General features: G+C 72.2%; 15 protein-coding genes. All 15 read left to right on the top strand.

Going from position 1 to position 20,770, the window contains the following annotated elements:
* On the top strand, positions 1–2,935 hold a 2,935-nt coding region (locus JGS22_RS06535; RefSeq protein WP_216814868.1), incomplete at its 5' end, for a non-ribosomal peptide synthetase.
* A gap of 59 nt (positions 2,936–2,994) precedes the next feature.
* On the top strand, positions 2,995–3,696 hold the full coding sequence (locus tag JGS22_RS06540; protein WP_211040608.1) for a thioesterase II family protein: 702 nt from the start codon (positions 2,995–2,997) through the stop codon (positions 3,694–3,696).
* A gap of 123 nt (positions 3,697–3,819) precedes the next feature.
* Positions 3,820–4,644, top strand: coding sequence for a mycofactocin-coupled SDR family oxidoreductase (locus JGS22_RS06545; RefSeq protein WP_211040607.1), 825 nt, complete (start codon positions 3,820–3,822; stop codon positions 4,642–4,644).
* A 535-nt stretch (positions 4,645–5,179) separates the two neighbouring features.
* Complete coding sequence (locus JGS22_RS06550; protein ID WP_216814869.1) at positions 5,180–7,792, top strand: amino acid adenylation domain-containing protein; 2,613 nt, start codon at positions 5,180–5,182, stop codon at positions 7,790–7,792.
* Positions 7,793–7,842: 50 nt separating this feature from the next.
* The gene (locus JGS22_RS06555; protein ID WP_211040606.1) at positions 7,843–9,672 is read left to right on the top strand and encodes a non-ribosomal peptide synthetase; all 1,830 of its coding nucleotides are present in this window, start codon (positions 7,843–7,845) and stop codon (positions 9,670–9,672) included.
* Positions 9,672–10,955 (top strand): NAD(P)/FAD-dependent oxidoreductase, encoded by a 1,284-nt coding sequence (locus tag JGS22_RS06560; RefSeq protein WP_211040605.1) that lies wholly within the window; start codon positions 9,672–9,674, stop codon positions 10,953–10,955. The genes JGS22_RS06555 and JGS22_RS06560 overlap by 1 nt, the downstream gene beginning before the upstream one ends.
* A gap of 343 nt (positions 10,956–11,298) precedes the next feature.
* A complete protein-coding gene (locus tag JGS22_RS06565; RefSeq protein WP_211040604.1) occupies positions 11,299–12,093 on the top strand; it encodes an alpha/beta fold hydrolase in 795 nt (264 codons plus the stop codon).
* 16 nt (positions 12,094–12,109) lie between these two features.
* Positions 12,110–13,111, top strand: a complete 1,002-nt coding sequence (locus tag JGS22_RS06570; RefSeq protein ID WP_211040603.1) for an acyl-CoA thioesterase family protein — start codon at positions 12,110–12,112, stop codon at positions 13,109–13,111.
* A 25-nt stretch (positions 13,112–13,136) separates the two neighbouring features.
* Positions 13,137–13,859, top strand: a complete 723-nt coding sequence (locus tag JGS22_RS06575) for a 2-hydroxychromene-2-carboxylate isomerase (RefSeq protein WP_211040602.1) — start codon at positions 13,137–13,139, stop codon at positions 13,857–13,859.
* An 85-nt stretch (positions 13,860–13,944) separates the two neighbouring features.
* Positions 13,945–15,654 (top strand): phytoene desaturase family protein, encoded by a 1,710-nt coding sequence (locus JGS22_RS06580; protein ID WP_236073052.1) that lies wholly within the window; start codon positions 13,945–13,947, stop codon positions 15,652–15,654.
* Between the two features lie 150 nt (positions 15,655–15,804).
* Entirely contained in the window at positions 15,805–16,068 is a 264-nt protein-coding gene (locus JGS22_RS06585) for an acyl carrier protein (protein WP_211040601.1), read from the top strand.
* A 137-nt stretch (positions 16,069–16,205) separates the two neighbouring features.
* Positions 16,206–17,462, top strand: coding sequence for a beta-ketoacyl-[acyl-carrier-protein] synthase family protein (locus JGS22_RS06590; protein ID WP_211040600.1), 1,257 nt, complete (start codon positions 16,206–16,208; stop codon positions 17,460–17,462).
* Positions 17,459–18,595, top strand: coding sequence for a beta-ketoacyl-[acyl-carrier-protein] synthase family protein (locus JGS22_RS06595; RefSeq protein WP_211040599.1), 1,137 nt, complete (start codon positions 17,459–17,461; stop codon positions 18,593–18,595). Before JGS22_RS06590 ends, JGS22_RS06595 begins: the two co-directional genes overlap by 4 nt.
* Positions 18,595–19,542: a beta-ketoacyl synthase N-terminal-like domain-containing protein gene (locus JGS22_RS06600; protein WP_308405545.1), complete on the top strand. Its 948-nt coding sequence runs from the start codon at positions 18,595–18,597 to the stop codon at positions 19,540–19,542. The genes JGS22_RS06595 and JGS22_RS06600 overlap by 1 nt, the downstream gene beginning before the upstream one ends.
* 81 nt (positions 19,543–19,623) lie before the next feature.
* Positions 19,624–20,724, top strand: a complete 1,101-nt coding sequence (locus JGS22_RS06605) for a beta-ketoacyl synthase N-terminal-like domain-containing protein (protein WP_211040597.1) — start codon at positions 19,624–19,626, stop codon at positions 20,722–20,724.
* The last annotated feature ends 46 nt before the right edge of the window (positions 20,725–20,770 follow it).

A 20,770-nucleotide genomic window follows, 5' to 3' on the forward strand; every position in this document is an offset into this window, starting at 1 on the left:
CAACCTCCCCCACCTCACCGCCCAACCCCTCAACACCCAAACCGGCGCCGCCAAATTCGACCTCGGCTTCAACTTCATCGAGAACAAGGACGAAGACGGACAGCCGGCCGGTATCGACGTGCAGATCGAGTACAGCGTCGACCTCTTCGACCACGAGACGGTCGAGCAGCTCGCCGAGCGGCTCATCCGCCTGCTCAGCGTCGGCGCCGAGGAGCCGGAGACCCCGCTCAGCCGGATCGGGATCCTCGAACCTGCCGAGCGCGAGCAGCTGTTGAACGGTTGGAACGACACCGGGAGGGCGCTGGAGCTTCCCGCGCGCGGCACCGGGGACAGCGGCTTCGAGCCGGAGACGATCGCGGGGCTCTTCGCGGACCAGGCGGCCCGTACCCCGGGACGCAGCGCGATCGTGGCCGAGGACGCCCACCTCACCTACGCCGAGCTGGACGCACGCTCCACCCGCCTCGCCACCCACCTGGTGTCCCGGGGCGTACGACGCGGGGGCATCGTCGCCGTCGCCGTACCGCGCTCCGCCGCGCTGACGGTGGCACTGCTCGCGGTGGTCAAGACGGGTGCGGCGTACCTGCCGATCGAGACGGACTACCCGTCCGAGCGGATCGCCCACATGCTCACCGACGCCGCGCCCGCGGTGGTGCTCACCACCGGTGCGGTGCGCGACCGGCTTCCGGAGGAGGCCGAGAACGCGGGAGAGGGCGCCGAGGCCGCGCGGACGCTGATCGTGCTGGACGACCCGGCGACCGCCCATGCGCTCGCCGTGCTCCCGGCCGACGCCGGCGCGCTCGCGGGCCCGCTGCCCGACTCGCCCGCGTACCTGCTCTACACCTCCGGTTCCACCGGCCGCCCCAAGGGCGTGCTGGTGCCGCACCGCGGCATCGTCAACCGGCTGCTGTGGATGCAGGACACCTACCGACTCGGCGCGGACGACCGGGTGTTGCAGAAGACTCCGTCCGGGTTCGACGTGTCGGTCTGGGAGTTCTTCTGGCCGCTGATCACCGGCGCGGTGCAGGTCGCGGCGAAGCCCGGCGGCCACCGCGACCCGCGGTACCTGGCCGAGCTGATCCAGGAGGCGGAGGTCACCACCGCGCACTTCGTGCCGTCGATGCTGGAGGTCTTCCTCGCCTCGCCCGAGGCCGCCGAGTGCACCGGGCTGCGACGGGTGGTGTGCAGCGGTGAGGCGCTGCCGGCCGGTCTGCGCGACCGCTTCCGGGCACTGCTCCCGGCCGAGCTGCACAACCTGTACGGCCCGACCGAGGCGTCCGTCGACGTCACCGCCTGGGACTGCGCCGAGGACGCCGACGCACCCGTGGTGCCGATCGGCCGACCGGTCTGGAACACCAGGACGTACGTGCTGGACGGCACGCTGGCCCCGGCTCCCGTGGGCAGCAGCGGCGAGCTCTACCTCGGCGGCGTACAGCTGGCGCACGGCTACCTCGGCCGGCCCGCCCTCACCGCCGAGCGCTTCGTCGCCGACCCCTACGGCCCCGCGGGCTCCCGCCTCTACCGCACCGGCGACCTCGCCCGCATCACCCGTGCCGGGGTGCTGGAGTTCCTCGGCCGCACCGACGACCAGATCAAGATCCGCGGTCGCCGCGTGGAACTGGGCGAGATCGAGCACGCCGTCTCCCGGTACCCGACGGTCGGTTCGGCGATCGTGGTCGCCCACCGGGCGCCCTCCGGCGACACTCAGCTCGCCGCGTACGTCACCGACCGGGACGCCTCGGAGCCGGTGGACCTGGCGGCGCTGCGCGACCACCTCGCGGCGGTGCTGATCGACCACATGGTGCCGGTGCACTACACGAGGATCGACGAGGTGCCGGTCACGCCCAACGGCAAGGTCGACAAGAAGGCGCTGCCCGCGCCCGAGCAGCTGGAACAGCAGCCGGGACGTGCTCCGCGCAACGAGACCGAGACGGCGCTGTGCGAGATCTTCGCCGAGCTGCTCGGCCACGAGTCGGTCACCATCGACGACAACTTCTTCACCCTGGGCGGCCATTCACTGCTGGCCACCCGGCTGGCCAGCCGGATCAAGGACCGGCTGGACCTGGAGATGTCGGTGGTCTCGATCTTCGAGGCGCCGACGGTCGCGGCACTGGCGGTACGGCTGGGACAGGACGCCGCGACGGGCCCGCTGAGCGGGCTGCTGCCGCTGCGCGCCGGCGGCACGCAGTCGCCGCTCTTCTGCGTCCACCCGCTGGGCGGACTGAGCTGGCCCTACGCCGGTATCGCCGAGCATCTGCCGGCGGAGGTCGGTCTCTTCGGCCTCCAGGCGTCCGGACTGAGCGAGGGCGACCCGCTGCCGGGGACGCTGGAGGCGATGGCCGCCGAGTACGTGGCCCGGATCCGCACCGTCCAGGAGCAGGGCCCGTATCGGCTGCTCGGCTGGTCGCTGGGCGGCCGGATCGCGCACGCCATGGCGGCGCTGCTGGAGGAGGCCGGTCAGGAGGTCGAGCTGCTCGCGCTGCTGGACGCCTACCCGCAGACCGAGGAGGCCGAGGAGAGCGACTTCTCCGAGGCCGACTTCCTGAAGGGCATCCTGGCCGCCGCCGATCTGGAGCCGTCCGCGCTGGGCGGGGCGCTCAACCTCGACACGGTGATGGCCGCCGTACGGGCCGCGGGCAACGACCTCGCGGGCATGTCGGCCGACCAACTGCGGCGTCTCCAGCGGGTGATGGCCAACAGCTACCGCGTCGACGCACGCGGGCTGACCGGCCGTACCGGCTCGGGCGCGGTGATGTTCGCCGCGACGACCGACCAGGTCGGCGACCCCGAGGACTGGCGCGAGCACCTCGGCGGCGAGCTGGAGGTCCACCCCGTCGACGCCTCGCACAACGACCTGATGCGGCCCGAGCCGCTGGCCGAGATCGGTGCGGTGCTGGCGAAGAAGCTGGCAGCGACCGCCCGGGTGGACGGGGTCTGACGCTCCCGGCGCCGCACCTTCGTCCACCGCGAACCACATTCGAGAGAAAGGCAGTACACATGTCCAAGGCGGTCGTCATCTCCGTACCGTTCGCCGGGGCCGGCGCCTCGGTGTTCCGTCCCTTCGTGCCGCTGAGCGAGGGCAGGTTCGAGCTCGCGGCCATCCAGCTCCCGGGCCGCGAGCAGCGGTTCGCGGAAGAGCCGTACACCGATGTCGAGGTCGCGGCCGACGGGCTGCTGCCCGAGGTCCTGGAGCGGGTCAAGGGCGCGGACTCCGTGGTGCTCTTCGGCCACAGCCTGGGCGCGGTGCTCTCCTACGAGCTGGCCCGCCGGCTCGCCGCGACCGAGGGCGTCACCCTGACCGCACTGGTCATCAGCGGTTCGCCCGGTCCGTGGACCCGCCGCGAGAACGGTGCGAGCGGACTCGACGACGACCAGTTCCTCGCCCGCGTCAAGGAGTTCGCCGGCTACCGGCACGACGCACTGGAGGACCCGGAGATGCGTGAGCTGCTGCTGCCCACGCTGCGGGCGGACGTCGAGATGCACGAGAGCTACACGGCGCGTACGGACGAGCCGCTGGCGGTCCCGATCGTCTCGGTGCGCGGCACCTCCGACTCGCTGGTCACCACCGAGCAGGCCATGGAGTGGTCCAAGGCCACGTCCCGGGACTTCCGCTTCGAGGAGGTCGAGGGCGGCCACATGTACCTGGTCGACAACCCCGAGGGTCTGGTCCGCGTGCTGGCGGACGCCCTCGGCAGCTGACCGGCCGTATCGGCGCATCGGCCGCGGGGGCGCACCCCGCGGCCGGTGCGCCGGAACCCGGTCGTGGGGCCGGGTGGTGCCGGCCCCGCGCGGAGAGTCCACAACCGTTCAGAAGGAGTCCTGGTGCGTCTGCAAGGTAAGACCGTCGTCGTGACGGGGGCCGCGCGCGGTGTCGGCCGCGCCTGCGCGCTGGCGATGAGTCGGGAGGGCGCGGATCTGGCCCTGCTCGACGTCTGCGGCGACGTCCCCGGAGTGCCCTACCCGCTCGGCACCACGAGTCAGCTCGACCACACCGCGAAGCTCTGCCGCGCGGAGGGCGCGGCGGTGCTCACCGCCGAGGCCGACATCCGCGACCGCGCCGCGCTCTCCGCGGCCGTCGACGAGGTGTGCGCCCGCTTCGGCACCATCGACGCGCTGGTCAACAACGCGGGCATCGTGGCCCCTTCGGGCCGTACGACGCACGAGATCACCGAGGAGGAGTGGCAGGTGATGATCGACGTCAACCTGTCCGGCGTCTGGCGGATGACCTCCCTCGTCGGCCCGCTGATGACCGCCCGCCGCTCCGGCAGCATCGTCAACATCGCCTCCACCGCGGGCCTGGTCGGCTACCGGCACTTCGCCGGCTACGCCGCCTCCAAGCACGGCGTGATCGGGCTCTCCAAGGCGACCGCGCTGGACTACGCGCCGCTCAAGGTGCGGGTCAACGCGCTGTGCCCGGGCTCCATCCGGGACGACAGCCAGGTCGAGGGCCGGATGCTGGCCGAGATCGCCCGCTCGCTGGAACTGCCGGTCGGCGAGCACGAGGAGACGTTCGTCCAGTCGCAGCCGATGAACGCGCTGATCGAGCCGGAGGACGTGGCCCGGGCAGCGGTCTGGCTGGCCTCGGACGAGTCCGGGCAAGTGACCGGCTCCGTGTTGACCGTCGACGGCGGCTTCACCGCCCGGTGAGCCACCCCATCACGCCAAAGGGACCAGTCGTGTCGATCTCTGAGCAGGACACCGCCACCGCACCGGCGGAGCCCACCACCGCACCCGCCGCCGCATCGGCCGCCGCATCCGCCCGCGTACCGGCCGCCTCCGTACGCACCGCCGGACAGCCCGGCGGGAACGGCCCGGTGCCGGGCGCCGACTGCCACGCGCTCGCCGTGCGACTGCTGCGCGCCGACACGCAACAGTCTGCCGCCGTGCGGCAGTTGGCCGACCGGATGGCCGCTCACCACTCGGTGGCCGGCTGGTCCGAGGAGGTGCCGTGCGGTTCGGAGGAGCCCGCCGCGCAGCAGCGCCGCAGCCGCGAGCTGCTGCGCCCGGTCGCCGCCGGACAGGACGCATGCGTACGGGTCGTGCTGCTGCGCTACGCCGACGGGGTCGCCGACCTCGTCGCGGTGGCGCACCGCCGCCGGTTCGGTGTCGCCGCGCTGCGGGCGTGCGTCATCGAGCTGCTGGTCGGCTCCGACGCGGCCGAACCCGCCCGGACGCCGCGCCGTTGGCCGCCGCCCACCCCGACCCGACCCGGCTCGCCGCCGAACTGGCGCAGTGCTCCTCGGCCGGCCGCCCCGACTGGGGGCTGGGCGACCCGTTCGGCTCCGCAACGACCCGCAGCTGCGAACTCGCGCTGTCCCAGGCGCACCCCGCCTCCGACGCGGCCGGCTGGGCCGCCGCACTCGGCCTGGTGCTGGCGCGCTACGACGGTGTGAGCGCCCCGGTCCTCGCCCAGTTGGTGACGGACTCCGATGCCGACCCGGAAGCCCCCGCCGACCCCGCGGAGACGGAGGCCGCCGGTGTCGCCCTGGTTCCGGTGCCCGCCGACGGCGCCCGGACGCTCGGCAGCGTCCACAAGCAGGTGCGCGAAGCAGCGGCGGCGGGACCCGCCTGGCACACCGAGGCGCTGCGCCGGGAGATCACCGCCGCCGGCGGCGACCTCGACGACGCCGCCCGGGTCGGCCTGGTCGTCGCGGACCGCAACGCGGCCACCGGCCTGCCGGGGGTGCGACCGGCCGAGTACGTGCCGTACCAGGCGCCGCCGTTCGCGGTGACCGTCTCGGTGGTGCGCGACATGACGCGCCAACGCCCCTACCTGCGCTGCGACTTCGACCCCCGTCTCCTGGCGCCCGCGAGCGCCGCGCAACTCCTCTCGCACGTACGCCGCGTCCACGAGTCGCTGCTGCGCGAACCGGACACCTCGGCCGACCGGCTGGAGCTGCTCTCCGCGCAGGAGCTGGACCGGGTGCACGCACTCGGCCGGCACGCCGAGGCGCGGCCCGTGGTCCCCCGTCGCATCGACGCTGCCATCGCGACGATCGCCGCCGGCACCCCGGACGCCGTCGCCGTCCGCTTCGAGGACGAGAGCATCGGCTACGGCGAGCTGGACCGGCGCGCCGACCGGCGCGCGCACGCGCTGCGCGAACTCGGCGTCGCCGACGGCGACCGGGTCGGGGTGTGCCTGGAGCGCTCCTCGGAGCTGATCGTCTCGCTGCTCGCGGTGCTCAAGGCGGGCGCGACCTACGTCCCGATGGACCCCGCCTATCCGAGCGACCGCCTCTCGTACACCACCACCGACGCCGGTCTGACCACCGTCGTCACCGACCACGAGGACTTCCCCGGCGGGGAGTCGGTGCGGGTGGTGTCCCCGGCGGAGTTGGCCGCGCTGGCGCCGCAGAGCTGCGACGGCCCGCCCCGCTCGACGACCGGTCCGGACGACGCCGCGTACGTCATCTACACCTCCGGCTCCACCGGCCGCCCCAAGGGCGTGGTCATCCCGCACCGCAACGTGCTGGGCCTGATGGCCGCCACCACCGAGGACTTCGGCCTCGGCGCGGACGACGTCTGGACCCTCTTCCACTCCAGCGCCTTCGACTTCTCCGTCTGGGAGATCTGGGGCGCGCTGCTGACCGGCGCCACCCTGGTCGTCGTGCCGTACTGGGCCTCCCGCTCGCCCGAGGAGTTCCACCAACTCCTGCTGCGCGAACGGGTCTCGGTGCTCAGCCAGACCCCGTCGGCCTTCTCCCAGCTGGTGGAGGTCGAGCGCGACGGCGCCGAGCCGGTGCCGGTGCGGCTGGTCGTCTTCGGCGGCGAGGCGCTGGAACCGCGCATGCTGCTGCCCTGGTTCGACAGGCACCCGGAGAGCCGGTGCCGGGTGGTCAACATGTACGGCATCACCGAGACCACGGTCCATGTGACCGCGCAGACCGTCACCAGGGCCGAGGCACTGACCGGCGACAAGTCGGTCGGTCACGCGCTGCCCGGCTGGTGGGTGCGGATCGCCGACCCCGAGGGCCGGACGCTGCCGATCGGTGTCGCCGGCGAGATCTGGGTCGGCGGTACGGGCGTCGCCACGCACTATCTGAACAAGCCCGAGCTCACCGAGGAGCGCTTCCGGCTCGACACGCGCACCGGTGAGCGGATGTACCGCAGCGGCGACCGCGGCAGGATGCTGCCGGACGGCCGGATCGAGCATCTGGGACGGCTGGACAGCCAGGTCAAACTGCGCGGCTTCCGCATCGAACTGGACGAGATCCGCGCGGTGCTGGCGGACGACCCGCAGGTTTCCGCCGCCGTGGTGGTGCTCGGGCGGACCGACCCCGACGACCCGGCGACCGCGCAGCTCGACGCGTACGTCGTGCTGGACGGCGCCGGCCCGGAAGACACCGCCGCCGTGCGCCGCCGCGCGGCGAAGTTCCTGCCCGAGTACATGGTGCCCTCGACCGTCACCGTGCTGGAGCGGATGCCGCTGACCACCAACGGCAAGCTGGACACCCGCCGACTCCCCAAGCCGGCCGCGGCGCCCGTACCCGCGACCCCGGCCACCGCTCCGAACGCGTCCGCCGCAACGCCCGGCGCCGCGGCGGGCGTTGCGGCGGACGGCGACGCCGAACCGGGCGGGGAGACCTTCGAGTCCGTACTCCTGGAGGTGTGGCAGGAAGTGCTCGGCGTGCCGGTCGGGCCCGACGACAACTTCTTCGACCACGGCGGCAATTCGCTGCTCGCCATGCGGGTGGGCGCGGCACTGCGGCGCCGGGGCGGCGGTTTCACCGTGGCGATGCGCGAGCTGTACCTGCGCCCGACGATCCGTCAACTGGCTGCGGACCGCGCCGAGTGACCTGCGGAGCCGTCGTGCGACGGCTCGTACCGAAGGAATAGGAATCCACGATGGCCCAATCGCCTCTCCCCGACCTGTTCCGGCTCCAGGTGGCGCGTACGCCGCACGCCCCGGCCGTCCGCTCCGGCGGGCAGGAGCTGGACTACACCGAGCTGAACCGCCGGGCGAACCTGCTGGCGCACCGGCTGATCGCCCGCGGCGTCGGCCCCGAGCAGGTGGTGGGGGTGCAGCTGCCGCGCTCCCCCGAACTGGTGGTGGCGCTGCTCGGCATCCTGAAGTCGGGGGCCGCCTACGTCCCGATCGACAGCGACTGCCCCGCCGAGCGGCGGGAGTTCATCGTCCACGACACCGGGCTGGACCTGATGCTGGTGCCGGACGGGGCGGCCGGCATCGCGGGCCTGACGACCCTGACCGTCGCCTCGGCGCTCGCCGCCGGCGGGCCCGAGCACGACCCCACCGACGCCGACCGCCTCGCCCCGCTGACCGCGGCGAACCTGGCGTACGTCATCTACACCTCCGGCTCCACCGGCCGGCCCAAGGGCGTCACCGTCCAGCACGACACCCTGCACCGGTATCTGGCGTTCGCCTGCGCGGAGTACCCGGGCCTGGCCAAGGGCGCGCTGCTGCACTCGCCGGTGGCCTTCGACCTCACCGTCACCGCGCTGTACGGGCCGCTGCTGCTGGGCGGCTGTGTGACCGTCGCGGCGCTGGACCGGGAGCCGGCCGCCGGCGAGCAGGCCCCGGAGAGGCAGGGGTTCGTCAAGGCGACCCCGTCCCATCTGCCGATTCTCACCGCGCTGCCGAGCGCCCTCTCACCCACCGACGAACTGGTCGTGGGCGGCGAGATGTTGATCGGCGACGTGGTCGAGCGCTGGCGCGAGGTCCACCCCGGCGCGGCGGTCGTCAACGAGTACGGCCCCACCGAGGCCACCGTGGGCTGCTGCGTCTTCCGCATCGGTCCGGACGACGCGATCGAGCCCGGCGCCACCCCGATCGGCACCGCCACCCCGGACACCGAGCTCTACGTGCTGGACGAGTCCCTGCGACCGGCGCCGGACGGTGCCGTCGGCGAGCTGTACATCGCGGGCGGCCAGGTCGCCCGCGGCTATCTGGGACGTCCGGGGCTGACCTCCGACCGCTTCGTGGCCAACCCCTTCGGGGGCGCCGCCGGCACCGGGGCCACCTCCGCGGGCGATCGGATGTACCGCACCGGCGACGTCGTCCGGCTCCGCCCCGACGGCCTCCTGGAGTACCTGGGACGCACCGACGACCAGGTCAAGATCCGCGGCTACCGCATCGAACTGGGCGAGGTCACCTCGGCGTTGGCGGCCGGGCCCGGCATCTCGCAGGCGGCCGTGATCGCGCGCGAGGACCGCGCCGGCGACAGGTACCTGGCGGGCTACGCGGTGCTGGACGAGGGGGCGACGGCCGGCGCGGGCTTCGCCGCCGAGGTGCGCGCGGACCTCTCCCGCACGCTCCCCGCCTACATGGTCCCCTCGACCGTCACGGTGGTCGCGGCGCTTCCGCTCACCTCCAACGGCAAGCTGGACAAGGACGCGCTCCCCGAGCCGCAGCCCGAGCAGGACCAGACCGACGAGGGCGGCCCGGCCGACACCACGGCCGGTGAACTCCCCTCCACCGAGGCCGAGACGGCGCTCTGCGCCCTGTTCGCCGAAGTCCTCGGCATCGATCCGGTCCACCTGGACGACGACTTCTTCCGCAACGGCGGCGACAGCCTCCGGGCGGCCCGGCTGGCCACCAAGGCGCGCAAGGCGGGCTGGACCTTCGGGCTGCGCGACGTGCTGGAGTTGCGCACCCCGCGCGCGCTCGTCGCGCACGCCGCGGCCCAGGACGGCCTCGTCACGGACGGAGCGCTCTGATGCCCGACGGCCCCGGCCGGCACGGGGACGCCACCGCCGACGCCACCGCGCCCGCCACCGACACCGCCACCGACACCGCCACCGCCGGCCTGCGGACCGTGATCGTCGGGGCCTCGGTCGCCGGGGCCCGGGTCGCCGCCGAACTGCGCGCCGCGGGCTACCGCGGCTCCATCGACCTGGTCGACCCGGACCCGGACGCCCCCTACGACCGGCCGCCGCTGTCCAAGCAACTCCTCAGCGGCGACTGGAGCGAGGACCGCGCCACGCTCGGCAACCCCGACGACTGGCAGGTGCGGCGCCATGTGGCCGCGGCTGCTTCGCTGGACACCGGTGCCCGGCTGCTCCGCCTGGACTCCGGCGAGGAGCTGCCGTACGACCGGCTCGTGCTGGCCTGCGGCGCCGCCCCGCGCGCCCTGCCCCAGATGCCGCTCGGCGGCGTACACCTGCTGCGCACGCTCGCGGACTGCCGTGCGCTGCGCGCCGACCTCGACCGGTACGGCTCCGGCCGGCTCGTCGTCGTCGGCGGCGGCTTCGTCGGCGCCGAGGTGGCGTCGACCGCACGCGCACGTGGCATGAAGGTGACAGTCGTGGAGGGGATGTCCGCTCCGCTGGCAGCTCTTCTCGGCCACGACGTCGCGGCCGAACTCGCCCTGCTGCACCGGGACAACGGCACCCGGCTGCTCTGCGGCACCCCCGTCGCGGCGCTGCTCGGTGAACGCTCCGTAACCGGCGTGGAGTTGGCGGACGGCAGGACGCTGCCCGCGGACGCGGTCGTGGTGGGCATCGGGGTGGCACCGAGCACCGGCTGGCTGGCCGGCTCCGGGCTGCCGCTCTCCGAAGACGGCGGCGTACGGTGCGACGAGTTCTGCGCGGTCGACGCCGACCGCACGGTGTACGCCGTCGGCGACGTCGCCCGCAGCCTGGATCCGCAGGTCGGAGCGCATCTGCGCACCGAGCACTGGACCAACGCGGTCGAGCAGGCCGACACCGTGGCGCGCGCCATCGCCGGCGACGAACCCCAGCCGCACCGGCACCAGTTCTTCGTCTGGAGCGACCAGTACGGCGGAAAAATCACCCTGCTCGGCCGTCCGGAGGCGGACGACGAGGTCACCGTGGTGCGCTCGGAGGGCCCTCGTCGGCGCTTCGCCGTCGCCTACCACCGCGGTCCGCGACTCGCGGCAGCACTCACCGTGAACTGGCCCAAGGCCCTCATGGCCGCCCGGCGCGCGCTCGCCGCCCCGGACAGCGGCGCCGACGTCGTGGCCAATTGGAAGAATTTGTAGTAGCAGCTTGCTGAAACGGCTCTTTCGGCACGCTCGTTTTCCGGGATCATCGACGGTGCGGGGCGGCTTTTCACCACAGACGTGGACGCCGCTTCCGTACCCCCGGCCCTCTCCGCCCCTCCGGCATTACTGATTCATGCGCAATACACGGGACGGGGCGCCCCGCGACGGGCTGCATGTCGCTGCAAAATCAGCGGCCCGACACGGGTCGACAAGCGATTGGTTGCTAGCGTCACGCCCTGCCGGGGAAAGGAATGCCGGCACTGCCTGGCAATACCTTCTGCTGTCCGATTTCCTCGGAAAGGGATAACCGGTGCTCCGATACGGTGATGTCGAGCCGCTCGTGCTTCGACAGCATTGCGCGTCCGCGAATGCGGAACACCGCGCACTGCTGCTGCACGGCCTCGGCAGCAGCACCCGGAGCTGGGACACGTTCCTCGCACACCGGCCGCCGTCCCTCGAAGTGTGGACCGCCGCCCTGCCCTGGCGCGCGGGCGGCCCGCAGGCGGTGCCCGAGGCCGACGAGACCGACTGGATACGCGAGTCGATCCGGCAGATACCCGGCGGGCCCGACATCGTCGTCGCCCATTCCTACGCCTCGGTTCTGCTTCTCACCCTGCTCGCCGAAACAGTGGCGCGCGGCGCGGACCCGCGGGAAGAATTCGGCATCAGCGGCGCAGTGCTGGTTTCGCCCTTCTTCCGGGAACAGACCGACGATTTCTCCTGGGCCGAACTGCCCGCATTCCTCGACCGGTTGCGGCTCGGCGCGGGTGAGGGTATCCGACTGCTTTCCCGCAAGCCGCTGGACTCCGATCTGCTGTCAGAGATGGCCGAGCACTCGTGCGCACAGCTCGGGCCGCACTGGGTCGTTCGCTACCTCAACACCTACCTGCGCACCCCATTCCTTCCTGTCGAACTGGTCGGCCTGCCCGTCCAGATCGTCATCGGCGACCGCGACCCGATCGCGCCGCCCACCGAGGGCGAGCTGCTCGCCGGCCGCCTCGGCAACGCCTCGATCGAGCGGATCGAGGGCAGCGGGCACACACCGATGGCCGAGCACCCGGAGCGGTTCTCGCTCGCCGTCCAGCAATTCCTCACCACTCTGTCGGCCGGGCACACCCCGGCGGCGGTCAACTGAGTACGGGAGAACACCGATGGCCACCCTGTCCGATGTCGAAATCAAGAAGCTGCTGCACGAGCCGAGTTCGGTGACGATGCGCCCCTCCTACGAGGGCGGCAACATCAACACCGCGATCGGCTTCAAGTGCGACAACTACCTGCTCGAAGCAGCTGTGCTCGACCACTTCCGGGCCGTCGGCCTGGGCGCCACCGAGCTCTACCTGAACCACGGCGTCAACTTCGACGTGGTCGGCGTCGACACCCGCCTGCACACGGTGCTGACCCTGGACGACGACGTCCGCATCGAGGTCGTCCCGAAGACCAAGGACACCGACCGCGAGATGGTGTTCGCGACCGCGGCCTACGTGGAGCGCGACGGCGAGACCAAGAAGGCCGTCTCCTCCAAGCTGCGCGTGCTGCTCCGCCGCGACCCGGCCATCCCCGACGCCCAGCCGCTGCCGGCCGAGCTCGAGCGCTTCGTGGTCGACCGCTTCGCCACCGCCGAGCCCACCGAGCTGGCCGCCACCGAGGTCGACGACTTCGCCGGCGCGTTCCACCGCGGTGAGAACTCCGACACCGACCCGGTGCTGGCCGAGATCATCGGCGACTCCAACGCCATCGGCTGGAAGTGGAAGGTTCCCTACTACTACTGCCACTTCACAGAGCGCATGCAGATGTCGGGCTACCTGCGCCAGATGGAAGAGGCCAAGCACCTCTTCGTCGCCTCGCGCGGCATCAGCATCAAGCGGCTGCTCGACGAGCGCGGCTGGATCCCCGTGGTGACCGGCAACAAGATCCAGTTCACCGACGAGACGGTCATGGAGGAGAACCTCTACACCGTCTACACGGTCGAGTCGATCTTCAAGGACATGCTCTACACCTCGCGCATGGACTTCTACGTCGTGCGCGACGGCAAGCTCGTCAAGACCGCCACGGGTTCGATCACCCACGGCTACTGCCACAAGGAGACCCCGGAGTCCGAGTGGCAGATGGCCGTCTTCGACGACGAGGTCCTGCGCGCCCTGCGCGGCGAGTGACCCCGACGACCAGCCCGGAGGATTCATGGCTTCCCGCCCGCGCAAGCTGCGTTGGTACTTCTCGCTCCGCAGCCCGTATTCCTGGTTCGCCTACCGCGACCTGATGAGCAAGCACCCCGAGGTTCTGGACCGCATCGAATGGCTGCCGTTCTGGGAGCCGGACGAGGAGACCACGCGACTGCTCGCCGACGAAGGGGTCACGCTGCCCATCGTCGCGATGAGCAGGGCGAAGAACTTCTACATCCTGCAGGACACGCGCAGGCTCGCCACCGAGCGGGGCCTGAGCGACATCACCTGGCCGATCGACCGTGATCCGTGCTGGGAGGTCGCTCACCTGGCCTGGTTCGCGGCGGAGGACGCGGGACGCGGCAAGGACTTCGTCGCCGCCGCCCACCGCGCCCGGTGGCAGGAGGGCCGGAACATCTCCGAGCCCGAGGTGATGGCGGAGATCGCCACCGAACTGGGCCTGGACGCCGATGTGTTGGCCAACGCCCACAAGGACCCGGAGCTGCGTCGACGGGGAGCCGAGACGCTCGCCGAGTCCGCGCACGACGGACTGTTCGGTGTGCCGTTCTTCATCCACGGCCGGGACAAGTTCTGGGGCGTGGACCGGGTCGAGCAGTTCGTGAAGTCGGTCGGCGCCACCGCGGCGCCGGCGGCCTCCGCCGAGAAGGCGCCGGACCCGGCGACGCACGCCGACCAGTTCCCGGTCGGCGGCGACCAGGGCCACGCCGGCGGCTGCGGCTGACGACCGCTGCCGGGGTGGCCGCGCCTGAACCGCGGCCACCCCGGCGGCACCGCCGACACCCCAACACCGCGCACGCAACGAGGAGATGACAGTGGACAGCAAGGCGCACGGCACCGACTGGGACGCCGTCGTGGTCGGGGCCGGCCTCGGCGGACTGACCGCCGCTGCCTACCTGGCCGCCGCGGGCAAGCGCGTCCTGGTGCTCGAGCAGTTCTCGATCGTCGGCGGCAACAGCCACGTCTTCCGGCGGCGCCGGAGCTACGAGTTCGACGTCGGCGTCCACTACCTCGGCGACTGCGCGCCCGGCGGCGTCATCCCCTCGATCCTCTCCGGCGTCGGACTCGACAAGCGCGTCGAGTTCCTGGAGATGGACCAGAGCGGCTTCGACCAGATCCGAGTGCCGGGCGCCTCCGTGGACATGCCCGCCGGCTGGCAGGAGTACCGGCAGCGGCTGACCGCGGCCATGCCGGACGAGGCCGCGGGCCTGAACACCTTCGTCGACGTCTGCTCGGCGCTCGGGGACGAGCAGCGCTCGGCCCTGTTCGAGGCGCACGAGTGGTCGCCCGCGGACATCGCGGGCCGTACGACCACCATCCGCGAGTGGGGCAGGCGGACGCTGGACGACCTGTTCCGGCACTGCGGACTCTCCTCCCGCGCCCGTACGGTCCTCGCGGCCCAGGCCCCCAACTACGGCCTGACGCCGCAGCAGGCCACGGTCGCGCGGCACACCAGCGTCACCGACCACTACCTGCGCGGCGCCTACTTCCCGGCCGGCGGCGGCCAGGTCCTCTCGGCCGGACTGGTCGAGGTGATCGAGGCCCACGGCGGCGAGGTGCGCACCCGCAGCCGGGTGAGCCGGGTGCTGGTGGAGAACGGCGCCGTCACCGGCGTCGGGCTGGAGAACGGCGAGCTGATCAAGAGCGGCCTGGTCGTCTCCAACGCCGACTACCCGCGCACCGTGCTGGAGCTGGTCGGCTCCGAGCACTTCTCCAAGTCGGTCGTCAGGCGCACCGAGAACGCCCGGATGGGCATGCCCTGGCTGGTGCTCTACCTCGGCCTGGACAAGGACCTCTCCGAGCGGCCCAACGCCAACCTGTGGTGGTACGACACCGACGACATCGACGGCTACTTCGAGCAGGCGGGCGCCGGCGAGACCGGTGAAGTCCCCTTCCTCTTCTGCTCGTTCGCCTCGCTCAAGGACCCGCACAACCGCGCGCTGTGCCCGCCCGGACACGCCAACCTCCAGGTGATGACGCTCTGCCCGCCGGACTACGCCTGGTGGGGCGTGGACGAGGGCCCCGCGAGCGACCTCTCCTACCGGCGCAACCCGATCTACCTGCGCCGCAAGCAGGAGCTGATCGAGTCCACCCTGCGGGCCGCGGAGAAGGCCCTGGGCCCGCTGCGCGACCACATCACCCACCTGGAGGCGGCGACCCCGCTCACCCACGAGCGGTACACCCTCTCCACCGGCGGCACCCCCTTCGGCATGGCCGAGTGGGGCGGCACCGCCCGTCCGGGCACCGCCACCAGCATCGACGGACTGCACGTCGTCGGCGCCAGCACCCAGTCGGGCAACGGCATCGCCGGCGTCATGCTCGGGGGCATCTCCTGCGCCGCCGACATCCTCGGCGAGCCGCTGCTCGCCTCCGCCCGCCGCGGCACCGTCTTCGGCGACGCGGACCTGCTGCCCGAGCGCGCGGACGGCTGGGACCCCCGGGACGTCTGCCGCGGCAGCGTCCGACGGACCACCAGGAAGCCGTCCCGCCTGGAGACCCTCGCCGGCACGACCGGCTAGCGGACGGCGGTCCGCCGGTCGTCTCCGCCGGGCCGCCACAGCACCACCGAAGACCAACCGCCCGGGGAGCACCGGGAGTTCCCACCGGACCTCCGCCGCTCCCCACCCAGCCCAACCACACACGCACAGCACAGAGAAAGAGAGATCAACATGACCACCTCCGCCATCGACGCCGACGCCCAGGCCCGCATCAAGGAGCTCGTCTGCGACGTCCTGGAGCTCGAAGAGGACGAGGTCAGCAACGAGAGCCTCTTCAAGGAGGACCACGGCGCCGACTCGCTGCGCGCCATCGAGATCCTGGCCGGTCTCGAGAAGGAGTTCAAGATCACGATCGACCAGACCGAGCTGGAGCGCATGGTCAACCTCGACGGCGTCTACGCCGTCGTCGGGGAGGCGATCGCCGCCGGCGCGTAAGCGCACGGCTGGACCGCACCTTTCGGAGGGCCGGCGGCTGACCGCCGGCCCTCCGGAAGCGGCTTCCCAGGAGGCCGCAGATCGGCGTTCCATTCCCGGCCCCGTCCGAGTCGACCAGGCCGTACCGAGGGAGATTTATGTCTGTGAACATTTCTGACGCAATGCCCGACGACGCGGAAACCCGGGTCGTACTGACGGGGTTCGGCGTGTTCTCCAGCATCGGTGTGGGCGCCGATGAGTTCGCCAAGGGACTGCGGGCCGGCCGCAGCGGGGCGAAGCCGATCACGCTCTTCGACACCGAGGGCTTCGCGCACGCCAACGGCTGCGAGATCACCGGGTCCGAGCCCGAGCGCTGGATCCACAACCTGCCGGTCGACACTCTCGGCCGCGCCACCACCTTCTCCGTCGCCGCCGCCCGGATGGCCGTCGAGGAGTCCGGCGTCGACCTGGAGGACCTGCGCGCCAAGCGCGGCATGATCTCCATCGGCACCACCGACGGCGAGTCCTACGACCTCGACAACCTCGTCGAGACCGAGATCGCGTCCGGTCCCGCAGCGATGGACCCGACCACCGCGCGCCGCGTCTCGCCGAACCGGCTTTCCATCGCCGCGGCCCAGGAGTTGGGCCTGTCCAACGTCGAGGCCGTCACCATCGCGACCGCCTGCTCGGCCGGCAACTACGCCATCGGCCAGGGCTTCGACGCCATCCGCTCCGGCGAGGTGGACTACGCCCTGTGCGGCGGCGCCGACGCCATGTGCCGCAAGACATTCACCGGCTTCTACCGGCTCGGCACCATCGCCCCGGACGTCTGCCGCCCCTTCGACGTCGACCGCAAGGGCATCCTGACCGGCGAGGGCGCCGGCGTGCTGATGCTGGAGAGCCTGGCCTCCGCCCGCGCCCGCGGCGCCAAGATCTACGCCGAGGTGCTCGGCTACGGCATGAACTGCGACGCCTACCACCAGGTCGCGCCGAACCAGGACAGCGTCGCCCGCTGCATGGAGATCGCCCTGGAGAACGCCGGCGTCAAGACCGAGGAGGTCGACCTGATCTCCGCGCACGGCACCGGCACCAAGGCCAACGACGTGACGGAGTCCCGCGCGATCCACGACGTGTACGGCGACGGCCCGCCGCGGACCGTCTCGCTGAAGTCGATGCTCGGCCACACGATGGGCGCCGCGAGCGCGCTGGCCACCATCGCCTGCTCGCTCTCGCTGCACCACGGCTTCATACCGCCGACGATCAACCACCGCGAGACCGACCCCGAGTGCGAGATCGACTGCGTGCCGAACGAGTCCGTCGAGGCCGATCTGCGCGTCGTGCAGAACAACGGTCTCGCCTTCGGCGGCAACAACGCCATCGTGATCCTCGGCAAGTACGCGGAAGGTGCGCTGTGAGACTCCCCATCACCGGCGTCGGCGCCGTCGCGAGCATCGGCCGCGACGCCGACGAGGTCTTCAGCAGCCTGTGCGCGGGCCGCAGCGGGCTCGGCCCGATGCGCGGCTTCGACCACCAGCACTACAACGGCCGCCAGTTGTTCGAGGTGGACAACCGCCCCGAGGGCGCCGACCGCACGCTGCGCGCCACCGGCTTCCTGCTCGACGCCGTCGGCCAGGCCGCGGCGGACGCGGGCCTGGGCGAGGACCTCTCGGGCATCCCGGTCCTCGTCGGCACCGGACTGCGCGAGCTGCGCTCGGCCGAGCTGTGGTGGCGCGACGGCGCCGACTTCAGCGCCGACCAGCTGCACTTCGGCACCGCGCTGCGGGAGCGCTTCGGCACCTCCGACAGCCTCACCATCTCCAACGCCTGCTCCGCCTCGCTCTACACCCTGGCGCTCGGGGCCGACATGCTGACCATGGGCGAGGCGGACACCGTCATCGTCGCGGGCGTCGACGCGATCACCGAGAGCATGCACGGCCTGGCCGACCGCGTGCAGCCCAACCCGCCCGAGTCGCTGCGCACTCTGGACGTCAACCGCCGCGGCACCATCCTCGGCGACGGCGCCGCGGCCGTGGTGCTGCGCCGCGAGGACCTCCAGTGGCCGGGTGGCCGGCTGTGGGGCAGGCTGCGCGCCGTCGGCATGACCTGCGACGCCAAGCACCCCACCGCGCCGGACCAGGAGCAGGTCGCCGAGGCCATGCGCCAGGCGCACCGGCACGCCGGCACCAGCCCCGGCGACATGGACCTCGTCCTCCTGCACGGCACCGGCACTCCGCTCAACGACCTGGTCGAGATCTCCGCGTACGGCGAGGTCTTCGGCGAGGACGCGGGCGTACCGCTGGTCACCGGCATCAAGCCGATGACCGGTCACACCAGCGGCTCAGCCGGTCTGCTGAGCCTGGTGGTCACCCTCCAGGCGATGGCGACCGGCAAGGTGCCGCCGCTGGTCAACCTCGACGAGCCGATCGAGGAGGCCGCCGGTGTGCGGCTGGTACGGGGTCAGGAGGCCAAGCACGAGGCGTCGCTGGCCCAGGTGCACGGATTCGGGTTCGGCGGGATCAACGCCGTGGCGATTGTCGAGGGAGCATGATGATTACCGTGACCGGCGTCGGAGTCGCCATGCCGGGAGTCGAGTCGGCGGCCGAACTCGCCGCGGCGAGCGGCCCGCAGGGCACCGTCGACCCCAAGGAGATCCTCGGCAAGAAGGGTCTGCGCTACAAGGACCGTGCCACCCAGCTCGGGCTGTGCGCCGCGCTGCGCACCGTCACCGACGCCGGGCTGCACGCGGACGGCGAGCTGACCGTGGAGGGCACCCGGGTCGCGGTGCTGGTGAGCACCAACCTCGGAAACGTGGACACCGTCTGCCGGGTGGCGAAGACCATCAGCGAAGAGGGCACCTACGGCGTCAGCCCGATGGACACCCCGAACGCCTCCAGCAACATCACGGCCTCCGAGATCGCCATCAAGTACGGCTTCAAGGGTCCCAACCTGACGCTGTGCAACGGCCCCACCTCCGGTCTGGACGCGGTGCGCTGGGCAACGGCCCTGCTGCGCGCCGACCGTGCCGACCAGGTCGTGGTGGTCGGCGTCGAGCCGGACAACGAGATCGTGCGGAGCCTGGTCGGCGGCCCCGTCGCCGACGGCGCGGCCGGTCTGGTCCTGGAGCGCGCGGAGTCCGCACGCGAGCGCGGCTCGAAGGTGCGCGCGGTGATCGGCGCACACACCCGCAGCAGCGATCTGGCAACCGGGGTCGGCGAGTTGGCGGAGACCGAGACCGAGAAGCCCGCGGCCTTCTTCGCCCCCGGCACCGCCGCCGACGAGCTCATCCCCGGCCCGCCGCGGCACGACCTCGCCGCCGCCTGGGGCGAGCTGTCCGGAGCGCTCGGCATCGTGCAGTGCGCGGCAGCGGTCGGCGCGCTGGAGTCCGGAACCGACGGCCCGGTGTGGCTGGTGGCCGGCAGCGACAGCGACGACGGCGTCGCCACGCTCGTACTGCACCACCCCTCCCGGGCGGACGTCGAGCTCGTCGCGCACTGAGCAGTCCGCCGGGCCGCCCCCCGGGCGGCCCGGCAACCTCCCGCCTCTCCCCAGGACTTCGAACAGAACGGAACTCTGACCATGACGCTTACGGCGGTCGCGACGAAACCGGTGATCACCGCGTGGTCCGCGGTGTCGCCCTTCGGTATCGGCAAGGACGCGTTCGTGTCCGGTGTGCTGGCCGGAACGGACACCTCGTCCGCGCTGGACGCCGAGGAGTGGTCGGGCGGCCCGGACGGCCACGCCTGCCTGGTGCCCGGCTTCGCGCTCCGCGAGGTGCTCGGCAAGAAGGGCACCCGCTCGATGGACCGGGTCACCGGCCTGGCCGTCACCGCGGTGCGCGACCTGCTGCGCGACTCGGGCGACCTGCGCACGGCCTCCGACGAGGAGACCGCACTGGTGCTCGGCACCACCACGGGCAGCGCACAGTCGATGATGGACTTCACCCGCGCCTCGATGGAGGGCGACCGGCCGTTCTACGTCGACCCCTCGCTGATGCCGAACGCGGTGATGAACTGCGCCGCCGGCCAGTGCGCGATCTGGCACAGCCTCAAGGGCCCGAACACCACCATCGCCGGCGGCCGGGCCGCCGGGCTCTCCGCGCTGAGCTACGCCACCGGGCTGCTCGGCTCCGGCCGCGCCAGGACCGTACTGTGCGGCGCCGCCGAGGAGTTCTCCACCGCCCGCGCCTGGCTGGACCACCACCGTCGCGGTGCGGATTCCGGTGCGCTGCTCGGTGAGGGCTGCGCGATGTTCATGCTGGAGTCCGGCAGCTTCGCCACCGAGGAGAGCCGCGGCCTGGCCGAGGTGGCGGCCGTGGAGTCCCGGGTCTTCTTCGACGACCTGCGCGACGCGCTCGGCGGCTGCATCGACGCGGTGCTGGAGCGCGGCGAGATCTCCCGCGAAGACGTCTTCGCGGTCTCCACCTCCCCGCTGACCGGGACGCTCGGCGAGCAGGAGCACGCGGTGCTCACCGACCGCTTCGGTGCCGAACTGCTCGGCCGCGCACCGGCGATGTCCTCGATCGGCGACACCACCGCCGCCTCCGCGGCCTTCCAGATCGGCTCGCTGCTGAGCCTCGCCGAGCGCGGCGACGTGCCGGCCGGCGGCGTCGCGCTGGTGTCGTCGGTCGACGACAACGGCGTCGTCTCCTGCGCGGCGCTCCGCTTCCCGGTGCGCTGAACCGGCTCACCACACATCACCGGGCACAGCTCACCCCGCACGACCG

Origin of the sequence: Streptomyces tardus, from assembly GCF_018101125.2 — a bacterium.
Lineage (GTDB): Bacteria > Actinomycetota > Actinomycetes > Streptomycetales > Streptomycetaceae > Streptomyces > Streptomyces tardus.

Excerpts from the sequence above, each read along its gene's own strand:
- JGS22_RS06540 (WP_211040608.1), top strand. The coding sequence starts at position 2,995 with ATGTCCAAGGCGGTCGTCATCTCCGTACCGTTCGCCGGGGCCGGCGCC.
- JGS22_RS06555 (WP_211040606.1), top strand. The coding sequence starts at position 7,843 with ATGGCCCAATCGCCTCTCCCCGACCTGTTCCGGCTCCAGGTGGCGCGT.
- JGS22_RS06560 (WP_211040605.1), top strand. The coding sequence starts at position 9,672 with ATGCCCGACGGCCCCGGCCGGCACGGGGACGCCACCGCCGACGCCACC.
- JGS22_RS06570 (WP_211040603.1), top strand. The coding sequence starts at position 12,110 with ATGGCCACCCTGTCCGATGTCGAAATCAAGAAGCTGCTGCACGAGCCG.
- JGS22_RS06575 (WP_211040602.1), top strand. The coding sequence starts at position 13,137 with ATGGCTTCCCGCCCGCGCAAGCTGCGTTGGTACTTCTCGCTCCGCAGC.
- JGS22_RS06580 (WP_236073052.1), top strand. The coding sequence starts at position 13,945 with ATGACAGTGGACAGCAAGGCGCACGGCACCGACTGGGACGCCGTCGTG.
- JGS22_RS06585 (WP_211040601.1), top strand. The coding sequence starts at position 15,805 with ATGACCACCTCCGCCATCGACGCCGACGCCCAGGCCCGCATCAAGGAG.
- JGS22_RS06590 (WP_211040600.1), top strand. The coding sequence starts at position 16,206 with ATGTCTGTGAACATTTCTGACGCAATGCCCGACGACGCGGAAACCCGG.
- JGS22_RS06600 (WP_308405545.1), top strand. The coding sequence starts at position 18,595 with ATGATTACCGTGACCGGCGTCGGAGTCGCCATGCCGGGAGTCGAGTCG.
- JGS22_RS06605 (WP_211040597.1), top strand. The coding sequence starts at position 19,624 with ATGACGCTTACGGCGGTCGCGACGAAACCGGTGATCACCGCGTGGTCC.